The organism is Mesorhizobium sp. SP-1A (assembly GCF_032460275.1).
Taxonomy (GTDB): domain Bacteria; phylum Pseudomonadota; class Alphaproteobacteria; order Rhizobiales; family Rhizobiaceae; genus Mesorhizobium.
The window spans coordinates 1,007,317-1,028,802 of the sequence record NZ_JAVXZD010000001.1 but is presented as its reverse complement, the minus strand read 5'-3'; the positions used below and the strand labels follow the sequence as shown (position 1 = coordinate 1,028,802).

Annotated in this window: 24 protein-coding genes; 8 read left to right on the top strand and 16 right to left on the bottom strand. The window is 66.2% G+C overall.

Going from position 1 to position 21,486, the window contains the following annotated elements; translation table 11 throughout:
* Positions 1-13 precede the first annotated feature (13 nt).
* The 7 genes from rarD to cysS form a co-directional block, all read right to left on the bottom strand.
* Positions 14-919, bottom strand: a complete 906-nt coding sequence (gene rarD / locus QU595_RS04910; protein WP_315919562.1) for an EamA family transporter RarD — start codon at positions 917-919, stop codon at positions 14-16.
* 111 nt (positions 920-1,030) lie between these two features.
* Positions 1,031-2,650: a citramalate synthase gene (gene cimA / locus QU595_RS04905; protein ID WP_315919561.1), complete on the bottom strand. Its 1,620-nt coding sequence runs from the start codon at positions 2,648-2,650 to the stop codon at positions 1,031-1,033.
* A 303-nt stretch (positions 2,651-2,953) separates the two neighbouring features.
* Positions 2,954-3,919, bottom strand: a complete 966-nt coding sequence (gene pip, locus QU595_RS04900; protein ID WP_315919560.1) for a prolyl aminopeptidase — start codon at positions 3,917-3,919, stop codon at positions 2,954-2,956.
* The gene (locus QU595_RS04895; protein WP_315919559.1) at positions 3,916-4,410 is read right to left on the bottom strand and encodes a GFA family protein; all 495 of its coding nucleotides are present in this window, start codon (positions 4,408-4,410) and stop codon (positions 3,916-3,918) included. The genes pip and QU595_RS04895 overlap by 4 nt, the downstream gene beginning before the upstream one ends.
* A gap of 75 nt (positions 4,411-4,485) precedes the next feature.
* Complete coding sequence (locus QU595_RS04890; protein WP_315919558.1) at positions 4,486-4,869, bottom strand: VOC family protein; 384 nt, start codon at positions 4,867-4,869, stop codon at positions 4,486-4,488.
* A complete protein-coding gene (locus QU595_RS04885; RefSeq protein WP_410000476.1) occupies positions 4,866-5,342 on the bottom strand; it encodes an endonuclease domain-containing protein in 477 nt (158 codons plus the stop codon). Before QU595_RS04885 ends, QU595_RS04890 begins: the two co-directional genes overlap by 4 nt.
* Positions 5,324-6,817 (bottom strand): cysteine--tRNA ligase, encoded by a 1,494-nt coding sequence (cysS, locus tag QU595_RS04880; protein ID WP_315919557.1) that lies wholly within the window; start codon positions 6,815-6,817, stop codon positions 5,324-5,326. Before cysS ends, QU595_RS04885 begins: the two co-directional genes overlap by 19 nt.
* A gap of 344 nt (positions 6,818-7,161) precedes the next feature.
* Between cysS and QU595_RS04875 the strand changes: the two genes are divergently transcribed.
* Positions 7,162-7,317 carry a hypothetical protein gene (locus QU595_RS04875; RefSeq protein WP_315919556.1) on the top strand — a complete coding sequence of 52 codons (156 nt, stop codon included), beginning with the start codon at positions 7,162-7,164 and terminating at the stop codon, positions 7,315-7,317.
* 24 nt (positions 7,318-7,341) lie between these two features.
* Here the strand turns inward: QU595_RS04875 and QU595_RS04870 are convergent, their stop codons facing one another.
* On the bottom strand, positions 7,342-8,109 hold the full coding sequence (locus tag QU595_RS04870) for an SOS response-associated peptidase (RefSeq protein ID WP_315919555.1): 768 nt from the start codon (positions 8,107-8,109) through the stop codon (positions 7,342-7,344).
* Between the two features lie 124 nt (positions 8,110-8,233).
* Here QU595_RS04870 and QU595_RS04865 point away from each other — a divergent pair, with 124 nt between their 5' ends.
* From QU595_RS04865 to QU595_RS04845, 5 genes are all read left to right on the top strand, one after another.
* Positions 8,234-8,656 carry an NUDIX hydrolase gene (locus QU595_RS04865; RefSeq protein WP_315919554.1) on the top strand — a complete coding sequence of 141 codons (423 nt, stop codon included), beginning with the start codon at positions 8,234-8,236 and terminating at the stop codon, positions 8,654-8,656.
* A gap of 77 nt (positions 8,657-8,733) precedes the next feature.
* Positions 8,734-9,111 carry a TIGR02301 family protein gene (locus QU595_RS04860; RefSeq protein WP_315919553.1) on the top strand — a complete coding sequence of 126 codons (378 nt, stop codon included), beginning with the start codon at positions 8,734-8,736 and terminating at the stop codon, positions 9,109-9,111.
* Between the two features lie 163 nt (positions 9,112-9,274).
* Positions 9,275-9,532, top strand: coding sequence for a hypothetical protein (locus QU595_RS04855; protein ID WP_315919552.1), 258 nt, complete (start codon positions 9,275-9,277; stop codon positions 9,530-9,532).
* A 206-nt stretch (positions 9,533-9,738) separates the two neighbouring features.
* Positions 9,739-10,449 (top strand): hypothetical protein, encoded by a 711-nt coding sequence (locus QU595_RS04850; RefSeq protein ID WP_315920711.1) that lies wholly within the window; start codon positions 9,739-9,741, stop codon positions 10,447-10,449.
* A gap of 48 nt (positions 10,450-10,497) precedes the next feature.
* Positions 10,498-10,971, top strand: coding sequence for an SRPBCC domain-containing protein (locus QU595_RS04845; RefSeq protein ID WP_315919551.1), 474 nt, complete (start codon positions 10,498-10,500; stop codon positions 10,969-10,971).
* Here QU595_RS04845 and QU595_RS04840 read toward each other — a convergent pair.
* Positions 10,968-12,299, bottom strand: coding sequence for a dihydroorotase (locus QU595_RS04840; RefSeq protein ID WP_315919550.1), 1,332 nt, complete (start codon positions 12,297-12,299; stop codon positions 10,968-10,970). The genes QU595_RS04845 and QU595_RS04840 overlap by 4 nt on opposite strands.
* Positions 12,300-12,381: 82 nt before the next feature.
* Between QU595_RS04840 and QU595_RS04835 the strand changes: the two genes are divergently transcribed.
* Together QU595_RS04835 and QU595_RS04830 are read left to right on the top strand one after the other, a co-directional pair.
* Complete coding sequence (locus QU595_RS04835) at positions 12,382-13,260, top strand: folate-binding protein YgfZ (RefSeq protein WP_315919549.1); 879 nt, start codon at positions 12,382-12,384, stop codon at positions 13,258-13,260.
* Entirely contained in the window at positions 13,260-13,898 is a 639-nt protein-coding gene (locus QU595_RS04830) for an HD family hydrolase (protein ID WP_315919548.1), read from the top strand. The genes QU595_RS04835 and QU595_RS04830 overlap by 1 nt, the downstream gene beginning before the upstream one ends.
* Here QU595_RS04830 and QU595_RS04825 read toward each other — a convergent pair.
* The 7 genes from QU595_RS04825 to QU595_RS04795 all read right to left on the bottom strand — a co-directional run bounded on the left by QU595_RS04825 (position 13,868) and on the right by QU595_RS04795 (position 21,321).
* The gene (locus QU595_RS04825) at positions 13,868-14,941 is read right to left on the bottom strand and encodes an FAD-binding oxidoreductase (RefSeq protein ID WP_315919547.1); all 1,074 of its coding nucleotides are present in this window, start codon (positions 14,939-14,941) and stop codon (positions 13,868-13,870) included. The two genes, QU595_RS04830 and QU595_RS04825, sit on opposite strands and share 31 nt — an antisense overlap.
* A gap of 96 nt (positions 14,942-15,037) precedes the next feature.
* Positions 15,038-16,501 carry a RimK family protein gene (locus tag QU595_RS04820; protein WP_315919546.1) on the bottom strand — a complete coding sequence of 488 codons (1,464 nt, stop codon included), beginning with the start codon at positions 16,499-16,501 and terminating at the stop codon, positions 15,038-15,040.
* A complete protein-coding gene (locus QU595_RS04815; protein ID WP_315919545.1) occupies positions 16,498-17,604 on the bottom strand; it encodes a GNAT family N-acetyltransferase/peptidase C39 family protein in 1,107 nt (368 codons plus the stop codon). The genes QU595_RS04820 and QU595_RS04815 overlap by 4 nt, the downstream gene beginning before the upstream one ends.
* A gap of 196 nt (positions 17,605-17,800) precedes the next feature.
* The gene (locus QU595_RS04810) at positions 17,801-18,595 is read right to left on the bottom strand and encodes an anti-sigma factor (RefSeq protein WP_315919544.1); all 795 of its coding nucleotides are present in this window, start codon (positions 18,593-18,595) and stop codon (positions 17,801-17,803) included.
* Positions 18,592-19,110, bottom strand: a complete 519-nt coding sequence (locus QU595_RS04805) for an RNA polymerase sigma factor (protein WP_315919542.1) — start codon at positions 19,108-19,110, stop codon at positions 18,592-18,594. Before QU595_RS04805 ends, QU595_RS04810 begins: the two co-directional genes overlap by 4 nt.
* Positions 19,111-19,232: 122 nt before the next feature.
* A complete protein-coding gene (gene recO / locus QU595_RS04800; RefSeq protein ID WP_315919540.1) occupies positions 19,233-19,994 on the bottom strand; it encodes a DNA repair protein RecO in 762 nt (253 codons plus the stop codon).
* A 202-nt stretch (positions 19,995-20,196) separates the two neighbouring features.
* Positions 20,197-21,321 carry a porin gene (locus QU595_RS04795; RefSeq protein WP_315919539.1) on the bottom strand — a complete coding sequence of 375 codons (1,125 nt, stop codon included), beginning with the start codon at positions 21,319-21,321 and terminating at the stop codon, positions 20,197-20,199.
* Between the last annotated feature and the right edge of the window lie 165 nt (positions 21,322-21,486).

The following is a 21,486-nucleotide window of genomic DNA, read 5'->3' as shown; positions in this document are numbered from 1 at the left end:
TGCCGGTTCCGGATCAGGACCGGGCGCGGCCCGCGAACATCGACCAGGAATAGATCGCCAGCGCGGCCCAGATCAGCGCGAAGGCCGTGGCCTGCTCGCTGGAGAACGGCTCGCGGAAGATGAACACGGCCAGCATGAAGATGATGGTCGGGGCGATGTACTGCATGATGCCGATGGTCGAGAGCCTGAGCAGCTTGGCCCCGTTGGCGTAGAGGATCAGCGGCACGGCGGTGACCAGCCCCGCCCCCATCAGCAGCCAGACGTCGGCCATGCCCTGATCGCCGAAATGGCCGTTTCCGGACGCTTCGGCCCAGACGATATAGCCAAGCGCCGGCAGGGCGAGGAGCAGCACTTCAAGGAAGAAGCCCTGCGCCGGGCCTATGGGCAAGGTCTTCTTGAACAGCGCGTAGAACGCCCAGGTGCCCGAAAGCGCGATGGAAATCCATGGCAGGCCGCCGGTCTCCCAGGTCAGGATCGCGACGGCCGCAACCGCCAGCGCGATCGCCGCCATCTGCGCGCGCGACAGCTTTTCGCCGAGGACGACGGCGGCGAGCAGGATGCTGAACAGCGGATTGATGTAGTAGCCAAGCGCGGTTTCCAGCGTCCTGTCGGCGGAGATCGCCCAGACATAGACGCACCAGTTTGCGGAAATCAGCGCAGCCGTCAGCGCCCCCATCATGAGCATGCGCGGGCTGCGCAACGCGCGGCCTATGTCGGCGGTGCGGCCGAGCCAGACCAGCAGCGCGCCGGCGACGGGCACCGACCAGACGACGCGGTGGGCGACCACCTCGATCGCCGGAATGTGGGCCACGGCCTTCATGTAGAAGGGCAGGACGCCCCACAGCAGATAGGCGGAAAGCGCGAACAGGAAGCCGCGCTGGGCGGCCTTGTCGTCTTCGGGGAAGGTTTCGGTGGTCATCGGCGTGATATGGGCCGGGCAAAACTTTTACGCCATCGCAAAATTATGATGGGTCAATGGAGTTTCGGTGATGGTTCAATCGATTGTGCCGATGGAAAGGTCCCTGCCCGCCTATTCGGCAGCGACCAGGCCCGCCATGTCGCGGTTCTTCATCAGCTTGTAGACGATGGAATCCATCAGCGCCTGGAACGAGGCGTCGATGATGTTTTCCGACACGCCGACCGTGGACCAGCGCGCGCCGGAAGAATCGTGCGATTCGATCAGCACGCGCGTGATCGCCTCGGTGCCGCCGTTCAGGATACGCACCTTGAAGTCGGCCAGTTCCAGATCGCCTATCTCGGCCTGGTACTTGCCGAGGTCCTTGCGGAGCGCGATGTCGAGCGCGTTGACCGGGCCGTGGCCTTCCGCCACCGACATCTTCTCCTCGCCGTCCACCAGCACCTTGACGATCGCCTCCGACACGGTCTTCAGGCTGCCGTTGGCGTCGAAGCGGCGTTCCACCATGCAGCGGAAGGACGTGACCCGGAAGAATTCCGGCAGGCCGTGCAGCATCTTGCGCGCCAGAAGCTCGAAGGAGGCGTCCGCGCCCTCATAGGCATAGCCCTGCGCCTCACGCTCCTTCACCACCGCGATCAGGGCGTCCAGCCGCGCGTCGTCCCTGGGCACGTCGATGCCGCGCCGCTTCAGCTCGGCCAGGAAATTGGCCTTGCCGCCCTGGTCCGAGACCATGACGCGACGGCGGTTGCCGACCGTCTCCGGCGGCACATGCTCGTAGGTTTCCGGCTCCTTCATGATGGCCGAGGCGTGGATGCCCGCCTTGGTCGCGAAGGCCGATGCGCCGACATAGGGAGCCTGCGGTTCCGGCGCGCGGTTCAGGAGCTCGTCGAAGGCACGCGACAGACGCGAGATGCCGGCCAACTGCGGCGCCGAAATGCCGGTTTCGAAGCGGTCGGCATAGGCGGGCTTGAGCATGAGCGTCGGCACCAGCGTCACCAGATTGGCGTTGCCGCAGCGCTCGCCGATGCCGTTCAGCGTGCCCTGGATCTGGCGCACGCCCGCTTCCACGGCGGCCAGCGAATTGGCCACCGCCTGCCCCGTGTCGTCATGGGCATGGATGCCGAGATTCTCGCCCGGAATGCCGGCCGCGATCACCTTCTCCACGATGGCCCGCACTTCCGCCGGCTGGGTGCCGCCATTGGTGTCGCACAACACCACCCAGCGCGCTCCGGCCGCGTAGGCTGTGCCGGCGCAGGCCAGCGCATAGGCGGGATTGGCCTTGAAGCCGTCGAAGAAATGCTCGCAATCGACCATCGCCTCCTTGCCGGCTGCGACGGCCGCTTCGACCGAGGCGCGGATGGCGTCCAAATTCTCCTCGTTGGAGCAGCCGAGCGCCACGCGCACATGGTAGTCCCAGCTCTTGGCGACGAAGCAGACGGCATCCGTCTTCGCCTGAAGCACCGCCGCAAGGCCCGGATCGTTGGAGGCCGAGACGCCGGCGCGCTTGGTCATGCCGAAAGCGACGAATGTCGACCGCGACGTGCGCTTCTTCGTGAAGAACTCGGTGTCGGTCGGATTCGCGCCCGGGTAGCCGCCCTCGACATAGTCCATGCCGAACTCGTCCAGCATGCCGGCGATGGTGATCTTGTCCTCGACGGAAAAGTCCACGCCCGGCGTCTGCTGGCCGTCGCGTAGCGTCGTGTCGAAGAGGTAGAGGCGTTCTTTTGCGGTCATTGGTGTGCCTTGCAGCGCGACGGCAGTTTTCCCGTCTTGTCCGTCCTCGCCGCTTCGCGGCTGCGGTCGCACGGGCCGCGAAGGGTCGTGTCGAAGAGGTAGAGGCGTTCTTTTGCGGTCATTGGCGTTCTGCCGAAGCACCCCCCTCCGGCCTGCCGGCCATCTCCCCCTCAAGGGGGGAAATCAGACGAGAGTCCTGCTTTCGCCAATCACCGGCGTTGCAGGAACGGCGGAGGGGCCAAAACTGCCGATCTCCCCCCTTGAAGGGGAGATGGCCGGCAGGCCAGAGGGGGGTGACAGTGATCATGAGTCCCGTTTCCCCGCATATTTGTCGGTCGCGCGGATCAGGCGGTCCAGTATGCCCGGTTCCGAATAGGCATGGCCGGCGCCCTCGATGAGATGGAATTCCGCCTTCGGCCAGGCCTTGTGCAGCGCCCAGGCGTATCTGAGCGGACAGGGCATGTCGTAGCGCCCATGCACGATGGTGCCGGGAATATCCTTCAGCCTGCCCGCGTCGCGCAGAAGCTGCCCCTCCTCCAGCCAGCCGCCATGGACGAAATAGTGGTTCTCGATGCGGGCGAAGGCGAGCGCGTAATTGGCCTCGCCGAAGACGTCGCTGGTCTCGGGCTCGGGCAGCAGGGTGATGGTCTGGCCCTCCCACGAACTCCAGGCGATCGCGGCCTCGCTCTGCCTGCGCTTGTCGGTGCCGGTCAGGATCTTGCGGTAGGCCGCCATCAGGTCGCCGCGCTCGGCCTCCGGGATCGGAGCGATGAAACGTTCCCACTTGTCCGGGAACATCTCCGACACGCCGAACTGGTAGTACCATTCCAATTCGGCGCGGGTGAGCGTGTAGATGCCGCGCACCACCAGTTCGCTGACGCGCCCGGGATGCGTCTGGGAATAGGCGAGCGCAAGCGTCGAACCCCAGGAACCGCCGAACACCAGCCACTGGTCGAAGCCGCACATCTCGCGCAGGCGCTCGATGTCGGCCACCAGATGCCAGGTGGTGTTGGCCTCCAGCGAGGCATAGGGCGTCGATTTCCCGCAGCCGCGCTGGTCGAACAGGATCACGTCGTAGAGCGTGGGGTCGAACAGCCGCCGCTGCTTCGGCGAAATGCCGCCGCCGGGGCCGCCATGCAGGAACACCGCCGGCTTGGCGCCCCTGGTGCCGACACGCTCCCAATAGATCTTGTGGCCGTCGCCGACGTCCAGCATGCCGGTCTCGAACGGCTCGATCTCGGGATAGAAGGTGCGCAGGTCCGCGCTCATGTCCGGTCTTCCTTGGGCGGCCAGGTTTCGGTGTCGTAGTCGGGATGCTGGAAGGAGACGAGGTCGGCAAGGAAGGACGCGGCTTCGCCGTCGGCCATCGTTTCCTTGCCGGGCAGAGTCGGGATCGAATCCACGTAAGGCAGCTTGGCCTCGATGCCCCATTGGACGGTCGGGGCAAGTTCCTCGGGATGGTCGAACGCGCCGATGGCGAGCGCCACGCCGTCCGGCGCCTCATAGGTCAGCGGCGTGCCGCATTCGGCGCAGAAGCCGCGCAGCACATGGCTGGAGGAGCGGAATTTCCTGGGCGCTCCGCGCGTCCATTCGAACCTGGCGGCGCGCACCGACACCAGCGGCGCATAAAAGGCGCCGAACGCCTTCTGGCACATGCGGCAATGGCAGACCGAGGCGTCGCCGAGCGCGCCCTCGACGCGAAAGCGCACCGCTCCGCACTGGCAGCCGCCGCTATAGACCGGCTTGTTGTCGAGGCTCATGGCCGACTTCTCCCGCGTCCGCTTCCGTGACGGGTCACCGAACCGGCGCAAGCCATTGATGCGCGATTCATTTCCTCACTCCGGCGTGTGGCAGACGGCTTCGATATTGTTGCCGTCCGGATCGAAGACGAAGGCGGCGTAATAGTCCGGGTGGTAGTGCGGGCGCAGGCCCGGCTTGCCGTTGTCCCGGCCGCCCGCGGCCATGGCCGCCGCATAGAAGGCGTCGACCTCGGCGCGCGTATCCGCCGTGAAGGCGTAGTGGCGGCCCGGTCCCGGCTCGTCGCCCTCATGCAGCCAGAACTGCGGCCGGCCGTAGCCATAGCCGCCGACCTTGACGCCGTCGGTATATTCCTCCGGCACCATCATCACCAGCGAGGCGCCGAGAGGCTCCAGCGCCGCGTCGTAGAAGGCCTTGGACTTGTCGAAATCCGTTACGGCAATTCCGGTATGGTCGATCATGGTCGATCCCCTTGAACAAGTGCCCCTTGAAACTGCGCCACTCCCGCCGCCATGGCGATATGCTGGCAGACATTGTCGATGCCGCGAAGAATGTCATCGTTCCAGAAGCGAAGGACGGTCCAACCCAAATCCTTCAATCTCTCATCGCGCATCCTGTCGAGAGGAGATTCAGCGTGCTGAGAACCGTCGGCTTCGACTATGATCTTGTGCGAAGGACAAGCAAAATCGACGACATAGCCGGCAATGGGAAGCTGACGGCGGAAGCCCAATCCCATCAGCCTATGAGCGCGAAGCTCGTTCCAGAGCTTCAGTTCGGCATCCGTCATCGAGCTGCGCATCCTGCGCGCTTTGCGACGGTTCGCGGCAGGTACGGGATGGTGGTTCGTTGTCGTCCACCCCCCTCTGGCCTGCCGGCCATGGCTGGTAGGCCCGAGGGTGCTGACACCGCCTGCCGTCACCGCTTCACCTCCCATGTGGTGATGCGCTCGCCGGTGGCGGGGTCCTTGCCGTCCTTGAGCTGGACGCCCTGCGCCAGAAGCTCGTCGCGGATCTTGTCCGCCTCGGCCCAGTTCTTGTCGCGGATCAGCGCGAGACGTCGCTCGACCGCAGCATTAGTTCCTTCCTCGTCAATTTGCTCAAACCGCCGCAGACTATCAAGAACCAGCGTGTCAAAGCCGAGCAGGACTAAACTGGCAAGAAGCGGCATACGACTCGGAACTTCGGGGTTTCCCTGTGAGTCATTTTTGAAAAGCCAGCGTAGATTTCCCGACAATGACTGAATCGCTGAGTAAGTGTTCAAGTCATCCAGCACCGACGATAGTACCCCCATCGGCAGTGTTTCGATCTTAATGTCTTGAAGGGATCGAATCTCACCGGTTCTGATCGCTGAGTTTACTGCAAGTTGCCAATTACGAATAAGATTCTCGGCTTCCTCCAATCTCCGCACGGAAAAGTCGATCGGCTCGCGGTAGTGCGTCATCAGCATGGCGAGGCGCAGCACCTCGCCCGGCCATTTGCGGCCGCCGAAACTCTCCGTCTCCAGCAATTCGTGGATGGTGAAGAAGTTGCCGAGGCTCTTCGACATCTTCTGCCCCTCCACCTGGAGGAAGCCGTTGTGCAGCCAGTAATTGGCCATCACCTCGGTGCCGTGGGCGCAGCGCGACTGCGCGATCTCGTTCTCGTGATGCGGGAAGATCAGGTCCAGCCCGCCGCCATGGATGTCGAACACCTCGCCGAGATAGGCCGCCGACATGGCCGAGCATTCGATGTGCCAGCCGGGTCGGCCCCTGCCCCAAGGCGAATCCCAGCCGGGCTCTTCCGGCGAGGACAGCTTCCAGAGAACGAAATCGCCGGGGTTTTTCTTGTGCGTGTCGACGGCGATGCGCGCACCCGCCTGCTGCTCGTCCAGCGGGCGCTTCGAGAGTTCCCCGTAATCCGGCATTGAGGCGGTGTCGAACAGGACTTCTCCTGCCGCTTCATAGGCATGGCCGCGTTGGATGAGGGTTTGAATCAGGCCGATCATGTCGGCGCGGCCATCGGCGCGGGGCTGCACGAACTCGGTCGCGCGCGGCTCGAAGGTCGGCTTCAGGCAGCCGAGCGCGGCGACGTCCTTGTGGAACTGGCCGGCGGTCTTTTCGGTAACGCGGCGGATCGCCTCGTTGAGCGGCAGGTCCGGGAAATCGCGCAGGGCGCGCGCGTTGATCTTGTCGTCCACGTCGGTGATGTTGCGCACATAGGTGACGTGGTCGGCGCCGTAGAGATGGCGCAGCAGGCGGAACAGCACGTCGAAGACGATGACGGGACGCGCATTGCCGATATGGGCGAAGTCGTAGACCGTCGGCCCGCATACATACATGCGCACATTGTCCGGATCGATGGGGACAAAATCCTCCTTCGCGCGGGTCAGCGTGTTGGTGAGGCGCAAACCCTTGAAACCAGAAACCGACATAATGCTCCCTTGGCCTGCTGGCCGGGGCGTTTGTCCACTCTGGGTGAAGATGAGGTGAAAACGTCCGGACCAGCGCGTGCGCTAGTCAATAATCGAGATGCCGCAAATGGCGAAAGACGTCCTCATGCGCCGCTTATCGCCCCCGCCGATGTTGCCGTCAAGTCGCAAGTTGCGACGAAAGCCCGGCTCCAGCGACGCCGGATAAGGTTTGAAACATTTTATTAAACATGTCGGCACTCAGATGAAACATTCACAGGATAGAGCCAATCACGTCATGATTTCGGCAGAATCCGCCAACATGATAGTAACCCGATGTGAGAATGCGCTTTAGGGGAAGGTTCAACATGTCACGTCAGAAGAAAGACGACAAGCAATCCAAGAAATCCACGCTCGCCAGCAACTATCGGGCGATCGGGCCGGCTGCGATCGTAGCCGCGCTTCTTCATACCGAGAAGAAAAAGCAGACGAAGCAGAAATTCATTTCTCCGCGTGCGGCCTGACCGGCGGCGTAGGGCCACCGCGCTTCAGAACAGCGTCATCTGGCCGTCGTCGGTTTCGGGTTTGCGCGGCTTCTGCCTGGCGGTTGCCCCCGCTTGCGTCGCGACGGACTTCTCCTGAATCTCAGGCCCGGTATTGGCGACCTTGTTGACGAGGTCCGATACCGGAACGGCTTCGAAGAAACCCGGTTCCGCCGGCCGCATCAGATCGGCCACATGGCGCGGCTCCCGGGTGCGGCAATCCAGCCATCGCGAAAAATCCTGCGGCCCGATCACCACGGGCATGCGCTCGTGGATATCGGCGATGTCGGCATTGGCATGCGTCGTCACGATGGCGCAGGTGTCCATTTCCGAACCGCCGGGCTCGGCATAGGTTTCCACCAGCGCGGCGAAGGCGACGAGTCCGCCGTGCCTCGGCCGCACCCAGTAGGCCTGCCCCTTGCGCCCGCCGGCCTGCCGCCATTCGTAGAAGCCGGAGGCCGGCACCAGCGCGCGGCGGTGGCGCATGGCCGTGCGGAAGGAAGCCTTTTCGGCCACGCTCTCCGAGCGCGCGTTGAACAGCAGCGGGAAGCCGCGCGTCTCCTTCACCCAGGCCGGAATGAGCCCCCAGCGCACCAGCATGGCGGCGCGATCCGGCCGGTTGGAGCCCGGCGCCTGCGGCCCGGCGGACAGCACGGCGAGGATCGGCTGGGTCGGGGCGATGTTGTAGCGCGCCGGAAATTCCTCCAGTTCGGCCAGGCCGAGGAAGGCCGCCGTCTGGTCCGTCGTCGCAGTGAGGGCAAAGCGTCCGCACATGGTCCCGGGCTCGAACTCGAATTTCGGTCGCAGACAAAGGTGGTGGTGGAAGCCCGACGCCGCAACCGTTAAAGCTCGACATCGAACATCCGTCCACAGAGGTCTGCCCCGGCAACAGAGCGCCATGGAAGCAAGAAGGGAAGTGCCGGCCGTCTCGGTCGCCGTGCTGCGCGGCGGGCGCGTGCTTCTGGTCAAGCGCGCGCTGCCGCCCTCGCAGGGGCTCTATGCCTTCCCGGGCGGCAAGGTGGAGCCGGGCGAGACGCTGGAAGAGGCGGCGCGGCGCGAACTCCTCGAAGAAACCGGGCTCGAGGCCGACGGGTTCCGGCCGCTGGAGACGATCTTCATCGAAGGCTCCGGCGAAGGCCACCCGGTCGACTATCGCCTGACCGTGTTCGGCGCCGTCCATGTCGGCGGCGAGGCGATCGCCGCCGACGACGCCGAAAGCGCGGCCTTCTATACGCTGGCCGAGATTGCGGTGCTGCCGCTGGCGGACTCGGTGCTGCCCATCGCGCGCGCGCTGATAATGGGCGGGAAGTCCGGCGCTTGAGTGCGGCATCGGCCAGATTCCTGGGTGTGCGGCCCGATGGGCCTTGCGGCGAGCGGATTGCTTGGCCACAACAGGCCATGAAGCGCGCCTCGCCCGTCCTTTCCCTTATCGTCGCAGCCGGCATGGCGCTCGCCGCACTTCCCGCGCGCGCGGCGGAGGCGCCGTTCGAGCCGGGCCTGATGCGGCTAGCCGAAATTCTCGGCTCGCTGCATTTCCTGCGCAACCTGTGCGGCGAAAAGGGCGACCAGTGGCGCGCGGAGATGGAAAAGCTGCTGCAATCGGAAAAGCCCGATCCGGAGCGCCGCGCCCGCTTCATCGCCAGCTTCAATCGCGGCTACCGCTCGTTCGACGGCGTCTACACGCAATGCACGGACCAGGCCGTTGCCGCCATCTCGCGCTACATGTCGGAGGGCGAGCAGCTCTCGCGCGACATCGCCTCGCGCTATGGCAATTGAGCCACGCCCGGCCGTTAGTTTTAACAGGCCATTAACTTTGTCCGGCAAAGCGGTCGCACACGCGCGCAGGGCTGTGCTAGAACCATTAATGGGACATTAAAGGGACGCCTCAAGTTTGATCCGAATTGTAGGGATCACCGCTTGTTAAGGGTGGATGTTGCGTATGGAACACACAATCAGCGATATCGACGCCATGGTGCGCGAGGAAAAGCGCCTCACCGCCGTCGAAAGCCACTGCGAGGCGTGGGCCGAAGGGCTCTCGGCCGGGATAGAACCGGACATCATCGCCGAGGCAGCGCTGGAAACGGCATTCGGCGAAATGTTGCGGGCGAACGGAGAGACCGCGGCCCTTGCCCTGCTCGACAGGATGCGTGAAAAGGTGGTGGCCGGCGCGTTCGTGCCAGATCAGACGCGGCACTGAACCGGCACGGCTCGGGCGGGGAGAAGCACTCCCGCTCGATGGCGCATCGACCGGGCCGGCGGCCCGGCAGCACGGAGAAGCGGTCGGTGGTTTTTCCGGTTTCATGCAAGCGGGTGGCTTCACGCAGGCTGCGCAACCTTTCTTCCGGCACCGCGCTCGGCCTGAGCCTGCTTGTGGCGGGCGTCTTTCCTCCGGCCCTTTTCGGCATGACCCATCCCGCGCTTGCCTTGTCGGAGATCAAGCGCGAGGAAGCCCCGGCAAAGCCGCCCGCCGGCGAGCAGAGCGAATCCGCGCCCGGCCCCGCCGTGCCGATGCCCGACCCCATCACGCGGCCGAATTCGCCCTCCAAGGAGCCGGCCTCCCCCGGCCAGCAGGAACCGGAACAGGTCGAGCCGGCCGTACCCGGTGCCGGCGGCGTCACCAGCCCGCGGGTCGATCCGAACGCCCCGATGCCGGAAGTGATGTACGACCTTTCCAAGCTGCCGGAGCCGGTGCGGCGCATGCACGACCTCATCGTCGCGGCCTGCAAGAGCGGCGACATCGAGAAGCTGCGCCCGCTGATCGGCACCGGCAATTCCCAGACCCAGCTGTCGCTGACCGAGGTGGACGGCGACGTGATCGAGTTCCTCAAGGGGCTTTCGGGCGACACCGAGGGCCAGGAAATCCTCGCCATCATGGAAGAGGTGCTGGACGCCGGCTATGTCCACCTCGATGCCGGCAAACCGGAAGAGCTTTACGTGTGGCCCTATTTCTTCGCCCTGCCGCTGGACAAGCTGTCCGCGCAGCAGCGGGTGGAACTGTTCAAGATCGTCACCGCCGGCGACTATGACGACATGAAACAGTTCGGCGCCTACATCTTCTACCGCGTCGGCATCACGCCGCAGGGGCGCTGGGCCTTCTTCGTGGCGGGGGACTAGGGACCGCGACCTGCCCCGCCGTGACGCCCGACGATCACGGAGGATACCATGGCAAGAACCGACACCGCCTCGAAAGCCATCCAGGCGCCGCCGCACGCGGTCTACGCGGCCTTCGTCGATCCGGCGGCCTTGCTGCAATGGCTGCCGCCCAAGGGCATGGCCGGGGCACTGGACGCTTTCGAGCCAACTCCGGGCGGCCGTTTCTGGATGACGCTGACCTACAGCGACGACCATGCGACGCGCGGCAAGACCTCGGAACACTCCGACGTCGTGCGCGGCGAGTTCGTGGAACTGATACCGGACCGGCGGATCGTGCAACGCCTGCGCTTCGAGTCCGCCGACCCCTCCTTCGCAGGAACGATGACGATGATCTGGGAACTCAATCCCGACATTCTCGGCACATTCGTCAGCGTCACGTGCGAGGACGTGCCGGAAGGCATTAGCGCCGAGGACCACGCCAAGGGGCTGAACTCGTCGCTGGAGAATCTCGCCGCCTATTGCGAGAGCGGAGACGGTGCCTAGACCGGCAGCGCCTCGGAAAACTCGACCGCCCTGCCCTGTCCGGGCGCGACGATCTCGCCCTCCCACATCACGCGGCTGCCGCGGATAAGCGTGCCGACCGGCCAGCCGGTGACCTGCCTGCCGTCATAGGGCGTCCAGCCGGCCTTCGACCCCTGCTGCGCGTTGGTGATGGTCTCGCGGCGCTTCAGGTCCACGATGGTGAAGTCGGCATCGTAGCCGGCGGCGATTCGGCCCTTGCGCGCCATGCCGAAGATGCGTTGCGGGCCATGGCTGGACAGATCGACGAAACGCTCCAGCGTCAGCCGGCCGGCATTGACGTGGTCGAGCATGATCGGCACCAGCGTCTGCACGCCCGTCATGCCCGAGGGCGAGGCCGGATATTTCTTCGCCTTCTCCTCCAGCGTATGCGGAGCGTGGTCGGAACCGAGCACGTCCACGACGCCCTGCGAGATGCCGTGCCAGATGCCGTCGCGATGGCGGCGGCTGCGCACCGGCGGGTTCATCTGGAGCAGGGTGCCGAGGCGCGCATAGTCGTCTGCGCTCATGGTCAGGTGGTGCGGCGTCGCCTCGCAGGTGGCGACGTCCTTGTGATGCTCCAGGAAGGCGATCTCCTCGGCGGTGGAGATGTGCAGCACGTGGATACGGGCCCGCGCGGCGCGGGCGATGCGCACCAGCCGCTGCGTGCAGGTCAGCGCCGCGATCTCGTCGCGCCAGACCGGGTGCGAAGACGGATCGTTCTCGATGCGCTCGCCGAGCCGTTCGCGCAGGCGGAACTCGTCCTCCGAATGGAAGGCGGCGCGGCGGCGGGTGTTGCGCAGGATCGAGGCCACGCCCTCGTCGTCCTCGACCAGCAGGTCGCCGGTGGAAGAGCCCATGAACACCTTGATGCCGGCGGCGCCCGGCAGGCGCTCCAGCTCGCCGACGTCCCTGGCGTTGTCACGCGTGCCGCCGACCCAGAAGGCGAAATCGCAATGCATGCGGCCGGTGGCGCGGCGCAGCTTGTCGGCCAGCGCTGCCTCGCTGGTGGTCAGCGGATTGGTGTTGGGCATCTCGAAAACGGCGGTGACGCCGCCCAGCACGGCCGCGCGCGAACCGCTTTCAAGATCTTCCTTGTGTTCCAGCCCCGGCTCGCGGAAATGCACCTGGCTGTCCACGACGCCCGGCAGGATGTGCAGGCCGCGGCAGTCGATCGTCTCGCCGGCCGATGCCCGGGACAAATCGCCGATGGCCGCAATGCGCCCGCCCAGCACGCCGATGTCGCGCAGGCCCTGGCCGTCCTGGTTGACCACCGTGCCGCCTGTCAGGATGAGGTCGTAGGTCTGTGCCATGGGGTGCCGGCTCTCTTGCGGGGAAGATGCGGCCGGCTTACGTAATGGCCGACCGTTTTGCAAGATCAGGCCGCCCCCGCATATGCCCTCAGCCCTTCTCAAGGATCGCGCGCTCGTCACCGTTTCCGGCCCGGACGCCGAGCATTTTCTGCAAAACATCCTGACCGTCGATCTCGACAGGCTGAAACCCGGCGAGGCCAAGCCCGGCGCATTGTTGACGCCGCAAGGCAAGATCCTGTTCGATTTCCTGATCTCACGCGACGGCGAGGACGGGTTCCGACTGGAATGCCGGGCCGACAGCGCCGACGATTTCGCCCGCCGGCTGACGCTCTACAGGCTGCGCGCCAAAGCCGAAATCGCCAAGGCGGATCAGGCGCTTGTCGCCGTTTCGTGGCGGGAAGATTCAAGCCCTTCCGAAACCGATTCAGATTCCGTCGTCGACACGCGCTTTGCCGACGGCTCCGTCCGGCGCGGCTACGGGCGGGCCGCCGGCGACGCCGACCTTGCCGGCTGGCATGCCTACCGCATCGCCCATGGCGTGGCCGAAAGCGGCCAGGACTACGCGCTGGGCGACACCTTTCCGCACGACGTGCTGCTCGACCAGAGCGGCGGCGTCGGCTTCCGGAAGGGCTGCTATGTCGGGCAGGAAGTGGTGTCGCGCATGCAGCATCGCGGCACGGCGCGGCGGCGGGTGCTGCTGGTCTCGGCGCAAAGCGCCCTGCCCGCCTCCGGCACCGAACTCACGGTGGACGGGCGGCCTGTCGGCACGCTGGGCTCCGTTTCCGGCACTTCAGGACTGGCGATCGCGCGCATCGACCGCGTCAAGGCGGCGCTGGACGCCGGCAAGCCGATCCTCGCCGGCGAGGTTCCGGTCACGCTCGCCATCCCGGAATGGGCCAGCTTCACCTTCCCCGAAACCGCCCCCGAAGAAACCGCCCGGGCCGGCGCAGAGGAAGCCTGATGGCGGCCGATCGTGCGGGCGCGCCGCCGCGCGCATGGCAGCGGATGCTTTCGGGGCGGCGGCTGGACCTGCTCGATCCCTCGCCGCTCGACGTGGAGATTTCCGACATCGCCCACGGGCTCGCCCGCGTCGCCCGCTGGAACGGCCAGACCGGCGGCGACCATGCCTTCTCGGTGGCGCAGCATTCGCTGCTGGTCGAATCCCTGTTTTGCGAGATCGTGCCTCAGGCCACGCCCGAGGCACGGCTGGCCGCGCTGCTGCACGACGCGCCCGAATATGTGATCGGCGACATGATCTCGCCGTTCAAATCCGTCATGGGCGGCAGCTACAAGGAGTGCGAGCAGCGCCTCCAGCGCGCCATCCATCTGCGCTTTTCGCTGCCGGCCGAACTGTCGGCCACCCTGAAGAGGGACATCAAGCGCGCCGACCAGATCGCCGCCTATTTCGAGGCCACGCTGCTGGCGGGCTTTTCGCTGAAGGAAGCGGGCGAATTCTTCGGCCGTCCGCGCGGCTTCTCGCCCGACCGGCTGGACCTTGCCCCGCGCCCGGTGACATGGGCGCAAAAAGCCTTCATCCAGCGGTTTTCCGCCATCGAGGCGATGCGCGCTCAGCCGGACGCGAAACGGTCCGGGCTGTAGGACGCAAGCAGCGGATCGCGGCGGCCCTCCAGCAGTTCCTCCGTCACGAACCGGCCGATGGCCGGGGCCAGCGTCACGCCGGAATGGGTGACGGCGACGTAAAGACCCTCGACGCCGCGGATGCGGCCCACGGCCGGAAAGCCGTCCGCGGGCGTCGGCCGCGCACCGACGGTGAAATGGCTGAATTCGAGCGCCTCGCCCGAGCGCAGCAGGCCGCGCAAGGCCGCGAAGGTGGCGGCAGCCTCGCCTTCAGGGTCAGTGCCCGGATCGGTGCCGCCGAAGTCGGCCCCCGCGACCAAGCAGCCGTCCGCCCGCTGGCGCATATGCAGTTCCGGCGCCATCGCCAGCCCGTTGAGCAGTTTCGGCGCCGGCTTGCTGACGACGAGCAGGCCGGGCGGAGCGTCGATCGGCAGGCCGATGCCGGCGGAGGCCAGAAGCGCGGGCGTCGCCACGCCGGCCGCGACGACGATCTCGTCCGCCTCCATGAGGCCGGCCGCCGTTTCCAGGCCGGCGATGCGGCGTCCATCGACCCGCAAGGCGGTGGCCGGCCTGCCCGTAACCGTCCGGACACCGAGCGCCGCCGCCGCCCCGGCCAGCGTTTTCGCGGCGTGGACGGGCTCTACGACGCCTTCGGCGGCGACATGCACGGCCAGTTCGGGCGGGTTTTTCAACCCCGGTTCCAGCGCGGATATGGCCTTGCGGTCGACAAGCCTGGCCGGATAGCCCCAGGCCGAATGTTCGCGCGCATAGGCTTCCAGTTCGGCCGGCGGCATGTCCCACAACAGCCCGCCGCTCCAGGCGACGTCCAGTTCGGCCAAGTCGCGGGCAAGCGCGCGCCATAGCTCCATCGAACGCATGCGCAGCCGCACATAGGGTTCGGGATTGCCGGCGCTGGCGTTGATCCAGCCCCAGGAACCGGCCGTCGCCACGCCGCCGGGCTGGGCGGCGTCCAGCAACGTCACCTGCGCCCCGGCGCGCGCCAGATGGAAGGCGATAGAGGCTCCGACGATGCCGGCGCCGACCACGATCACGCGGCGGCTCATCGCAAGAGCCTCCCGCAAGTAACGGAAATCTCGATCATACGGACACCTTTCGGCGTCGAGATGAGCACGGACCGCCCATGCGGCGCAAGCGGCCGTTCAGCGCCCGGGGCGGTCCAGCCTGTCGAGGAACCATTGCGTCAGGCGCGTCCAGACCTCGTCCTTCTCGCCCGCGTCCTCGCAGCCATGGTCGAGATTGGGATTGTCGTTGACCTCGATGACGAAGATGCCGTCCTTCGTCTCCTTCAGGTCCACGCCGTAGAGCCCGTCGCCGATGCAGCGCGCGGCCCTGACCGCCGTCTCCACCACATGCGACGGCGTCTCCTTCAGCGTGAAGGACTTGAAGCCGCCCTCCTCGGCCTTGCCGTTGGCCTTGTGGTTGACGATCTGCCAGTGCTTCTTGGCCATGAGGTAATGCACGGCGAACAGCGGCTGGCCGCCGAGCACGCCGATGCGCCAGTCATATTCGGTGGGAATGAATTTCTGCGCGATCAGAAGGTCGGAATCCTCCAGCCATTCGCTCGCCAGCGCCTTCAATTCCTCGACATTCGCGCATTTCTTCACGCCGCGCGAGAAGGCGCTGTCGGGAATCTTCAGCACCAGCGGAAAGCCGAGCGTCTGCGCCGCCGCGTCCAGGTCCGAGAGGCCGGCGATCATCACCGTCGGCGGCACCGGCACCTTGTGGCTGGTCATCAGTTCGTTCAGGTAGACCTTGTTGGTGCAGCGGATCATCGACAGAGGGTCGTCGATGACCGGCATGCCCTCCTGCTGGGCCCGGCGGGCGAAGCGGTAGGTGTGGTTGGAGATCGTGGTGGTCTCGCGGATGAACAGCGCATCGTAATTGGCGAGCTTGGCCAGGTCGCGCCTGGTGATCGGCTCCACCTCCACGCCCATCTTCTCGGCGATCTTGGCCCAGTGGCGCAGGGAAGAGATCTGCGAGGGCGGCAATTCCTCGTGCGGATCGACCAGCGTCGCGAAGGTGTAGCGGGCCGGCGTGCGCGCCTTCGAATCGCGCCATTCGCGGCCGGTATAGGTTTCAAGGCAGTGGGCGAAGCGCTGCTTGTCCTCCTCGCTCATGCGGCCGAGCGGGTAGAAGCCGATCTTGCGGATGGTGGCCCAGCCGTCGCCGTCGGCGATCGCGACTTCGAGCGCGGGGGCGCGGAACCAGTCGAATAGCAGCCGGGCGAAGCGGTCCCAGGCCTTCGAGGGGCCGATGCCGAAGAAGACATGGACCTTGGCCGGAAAGCTGCCGCCGAGTTCCTTGCGGCACTTGTTGAGCGCCAGTTCCAGCTCCGGCAAGGCGTGCTCGTAGAGCTTGCGCTCCGACAGGTCGATCATGGTCTCGACCGTCGGGATCACCCTGTGCCCGCGCGAGGAGGCCAGCAGCGAGGCGTAGTAGCCGCGGCTCTGGTAGCCGTAATTGTTGGACAGGTTGATGACCTTGGGGCGCTGCCCCCGAAACAGCGCCGGATGGGCGAGATAGTCCCGGTTGGTGATGATCTTGTGCGGCGTCGCCGCGTGGCCGAGGTCGTTCTGGCGACCGGTGAGTATGACCCAGGTCATCTTTCGTCGCGCTTCCCCAATATTATGGCGGCGCGCAATCCGTCCCGGCCGAACTGCGCCATGGTCATGAAGGAGGCATAGGGAACGGGAATGTTGGCCGCGTCGGCGGCCGTCTCCTCCCGCTCGTCCTCGACCCACGGGTCGTGGATCAGGATGTGGCCGCCGTCGTCGCCGATCGCCAGCACCCAATGGGGCACCTTCTTGCCGAACATGAGGAAGCCGCTGATCAGCACCAGCACCAGCTTGCCTCCCGCGATCGCGGCGCGGATGTCGTCGAGCACGAAGGCGCGGTAGTTGACCGGAATGCCGTGGGCTTCGGCGCGGCGGCGGAAATCGACCTGCGCCAGTTCCATGACCCGGCGCTTTTCCTCGCTGCGCACCGATTGCAGGAACAGCGCGCCGTAGAAGGACACGAAGATTTCCGCCGACAGGCCGTTGTCGCGGGCGGCGACGGCGAGGCCGAAGGGCTCGCAACCGCCCGGCCCGGACATCATGAACACCGTGGTCGCCTCCCGCCACAGGCGGATTTCCATGACCGGGTCCGGCACGAAGCCGGAATCGAAATTGGCCATGGCCATCATCAGGCAGCAGGGACCGCAGGTGAAATCGCTGGTCTGCTCGTAGAACGGCACCGTGGTCGCCGCCGGCACGCCGCCGCGCAGCGTCTTTTCGTAGCGGAGCGCGGCCTCGCCGTCCTCGTAATAGTCGGGTTCGCGGCCGATCCTGCGGTAGCCGGCCTGCTCGTAGATGCGGATCGCCCGCTCATTGTCCTCGCGGACCTCGAGCCGCAGCATCATGCGGCTGTGGCGGTAGGCCGCTTCCTCGGCGGCGGCCAGCAGCGCGCGCCCCGTGCCCCGCCCGGCGAATTCGGGCCCCGTCGCGATGGAATAGAGGCGCGCCACGGCGCTGCCCTTGCGAAACAGCACGATCGCGTAGCCTGCCACGTGGCCGTCGTTCTCCGCGATCAGGGTTTCGGCGGTGTCGCGCTCGATCAGCTTGCGGAAGGAGCGGCGGGAGATGCGGTCGCCCTGGAAAACGGCCTTCTCGATGGCGGCGAGGTCATCGACGTCGGACGCGCGGGCCGAGCGGATGGCGGCAGGCATGAGGGTTCGAAAACCTCGAGTCGCTTGATGGATAGCCCCGATCGAAATGCCGACGCAACCGCCTCGCAAGGCAATACGCCGGATTCGCTTTCGCGCCTCGATTCGGGCCGAATTGTGACGTTGCCCGCGCACTGCTCCTCACGAAGGCGTTGAACGTAAAGGCGGGTTTCGGGCGGCGCCGGGGGCTGCCCGGAACTCAGCTCTGCCTGGCGGAGAGAAGCTGGCGATAGGCGCTATCGGCGACCTCGTCCAGCCGGTTTTCGGCCACCGATCCGACCACGGCGCAGCCATAGCCGCCTTCCGTCCAGTAAACGGCGCGCGGACCGTTGCTTGCTTCGGCATAGGTGCCGCGCGCCGCGCCCCCGGCCTCGGCCGTAACGAAGATGGAGACGCGATTGCCGCTGCCGTCGTCATAGAGGAGCATCGCAGCCTTGTTCGCGCCGGCCGGCAGCAGCCGCCCGCCGACCAGTTCGAAACCCTCGGCGGCGAGATCGGGCGCGACGAGCTTCACGCCGACCCGCCTGGAAAGCCAGTCCTGCATATGGGCCTTGTCGCTGGCGGGCACATCGACGGCATGACGCTGCTCCGCGGCGTAGACGACATGGGCGGCGATCGCCTCCTCAGCGAACTGATCCGCGGCGGTGTCCTCCTGGCGGCCCATGCCGCTGACGCCGGCAGCATAGCCGCCGAGCCCGCCAACGCCGAGGAGCAGGACCGCGGCGGCCGCCAGCCACCAGCGCGACCGGGAAGAAGCGCCGCGCCGCGCCGGTTCGCCCAGCACCGCGCCCGACAGGCGCGCCGGCACCGGCTCGTCCGGAACCCTGGCGAAAGCGGCCTGCATTGCAGCCCGGTCGGAGGCGAAGCGGAAATTCTTCGCCTTCATGTCCGGATGCGCCTCCAGCCATGCCTCGAAGGCGGCGCGCTCGTCCGCCGGCATCTCGCCATCGAGCGCCAGATGGATGTCGCGTTCGGAAAAATCGCGGCCGCTCATTTCTCGACGATCCTGATCGTGCGGCGGCGGGTGGCGTCTTCGAGCAGGGCGCGCAGATCCTCGCGGCCGCGGGCGATGCGCGACATCAGCGTGCCGGCCGGGACACCGAGTATGCCGGCAGCCTCCGCATAGGAGAAGCCTTCGATGCCGACCATGACCAGCGCCGCGCGCCGATCCGGGCTGATGGCCTGCAAGGCATCGACGATCTCGCGCGAGGCGACGTTGTCCAGTTGCTCGGCCGGCACCGCGACCGCCTCGCCGGCCTCCAGCGGCAGCATGGCCGCCTCGCCGCGGCGGCCGGCCTTGCGCATCTGATCGATGAAGAGGTGATGCATGATCGTGAACAGCCATTTGCGGGGGCTTTCCCCGCTCTGCCAATTGTCGAGCCTGACCAGGGCACGTTCCAGGCTGTCCTGGACGAGATCGTCGGCGGCGTCACGGTCGCGCAGCAGCGCGCGCGCGTAGCGGCGCAGGCGCGGTATTTCGGCAAGAATCGCTGCCTTCCTGTCGTCCATGGATGCCCCGGCGCGGCCGGCCACTCGATCACCCAAGCCAAACTCTGTTTCAACCATGGCGATAACGACGCCACCGGCCGGTTTATTCCCGGCGCGTCATCGTTTCATGCAACCGCTTCGCTTCATGCGGCCGTTTCTCCGGGCAGAACCGGCGTGGCCCCATGGTGCCTGCGCAGCGCCGCCAGAAAGCCGCCGCGCGCGCCCGGCTCCTCCATGCCGCGCGGCTCGTAGACATGGCGGGCGAAGAAGAAGCCGGCCAGCCGGAAGGCGTCCTCCACCGCGGCCTGGTCGGCGCGCAGGGAAACGCCCCGCTGCAGGAAGGCCGGCAGCGGCAGCATCCTGTCGTGCCAGGGCGCACCCGCCTCGCGCGAGACGGCGCGGCCGGATTTCGGCGAGACGTAGACGAGATCGGACCGTGTGCCGGTCGCCGCGCAGCGGGTCAGGTCGAGGCCGAAGCCGAGTTCGTCCAGCACGAGCAATTCGAAGCGCGCCACCAGTTCGCCGGCGAGGTCGGCATCGCCCAGATTGCCGATCACGACGGCAAGCGTCTCGTAGAGGCCGGCATGGGTGTCGCGCTCCGGCAGCAGCCGCAGATGCGCGGCCAGAAGCTGCAAGCCGTAGACGGCGACGGCGCTGTCCAACAGCCGGGCGGCGTTCATCTCCAGCGGCTCGGCCTGGAACATGCCGAGGTGCTCGTCCAGGCGCGCGCGCCAGATGAGATCGACCTTGTTGCCGGGCTGGAGCACGGGCTGGAGCCGCCGCGAGCGGCCGCCGCGCACGAGGCCGAGGTGGCGGCCGTGCGCGCGCGTCATCACCTCCAGTATGGCGCTGGTTTCGCCATGCCTGCGGGTGCCCAGGATGATTCCCTCGTCGCGCCATTCCATGGCCGGATTGTCGGCGCGTCGGGCCGAGAGAGCAAGATGCGTTCGCTTCCGCTTGCTTGTCTCGCGCCATCTATTTGCTTCCGCCGCATCCGTGCGGCGCCAGGCGATCTCACCCGACGGCAGGCGCCCTGAAACGGGAACGGCCCGTGGCGATCACCACGGGCCGTTTTGAGAGGCTTATGCCCCCGCAGTCGGTTCAGGCTCAGAAGGAGCGCTGGAAGCGGACGATACCGCCCCAGGAGTTCTTCCGGTCGGCCTTCGTCCAGGAGCCCAGATAATCGGCCTTGCCCCAGTTGCCTTCGCGCACGAAATCAAGTTCCGGAGTGATGGTGAAGCCCGGAACGATGGTGTAGGCGACGTTGGCCGCGACGGCGAGCGTCTTGTTGTCGTCATACGAGACCTGCGCGTTGAACGCCGCCTTCTCGTTGACCTTGTAGGTGCCGCCACCCCAGACGGCCCAGTTGCCGCCCCACGGCTTGTAGAAATTGCGGTCGATGTGCTTGTCGCTGCCATAGCCGCCCATCACGAACAGCGAGAGGTCGCTGGACGCCTTCACGTCGAGGCGAATCTTGCCGGCCCACTCCTCGAAATTGCTGTTGTAGGCAACGACGCCCGTGATCGAGCCCCAGTCGCCCTTGTACTTGGCACCGCCCACGACGTGCGGAACATAGCTGTCGATCGTGTTGTCGGCGGAAACCCATGTGTCTCCGGGCCGCGTCACGCGGGAAGCCTTGCCCGACCCCTGTTCCAGCGAAACGAGCGCAGAGAACCCGCTGCCTGCGTCGAAGGTGTAGCTGATCAGGTTGGTCTCTTTGACGCCATAAGGAATCAGCGTGTCGTTGACGACGTTGCCGGCATAACCGATGAAGGTGTCGTAAGCCGTCTCGTCGGCGCCGATGCGCAGGCCGCCGAGCTGGATCCACGCGAAGTGGGCGTCGACCTCCGTCCCGCCGTTCTTGAAGTTGAAACGGGTTTCGGTGAAGGTCTTGAGGGTGCCGAGTTCCGTCTCCTGGCCGGTGTAGGTCCTCAGCGCGAAGCGGGTCAGCTTGTTCCAGCTATGCTGATCGTCTCCGTTCAGCACGTCCACGGTGTTGCGTCCACCCTTCGCACCCACGTCGCCGAAGCCGGCGTCGTAGCGGATGTAGCCGCCGACGCGCAGGCAGGTCTCGGTGCCGGGGATGTAGAAATAGCCGGCGCCGTAGACGTCGCAGATGCGGACATATTCGGCCGGTTCCGGCTCTGCGACGACGACGGCGTCGGCCGCCCGCGCACCCGAGACCGCGACCAGGGCCGCGGCGGAGCCGAGAAGAAGGCTCTTGATGTTCATTTTCTGACCTCTCCAGTCAAATTCGTTTCAGGGTTCGATAGTTCTGGCGTCGGGACACGCCGGCCCCTCCGCCACCGCCGAAAAGCAAAGCCCCACCGCCCCGGCTCGAACCGTTTCGAACCAGGCAAACGCACGGGTTGCCCAAGGCACCCGGCGACGGTTCCG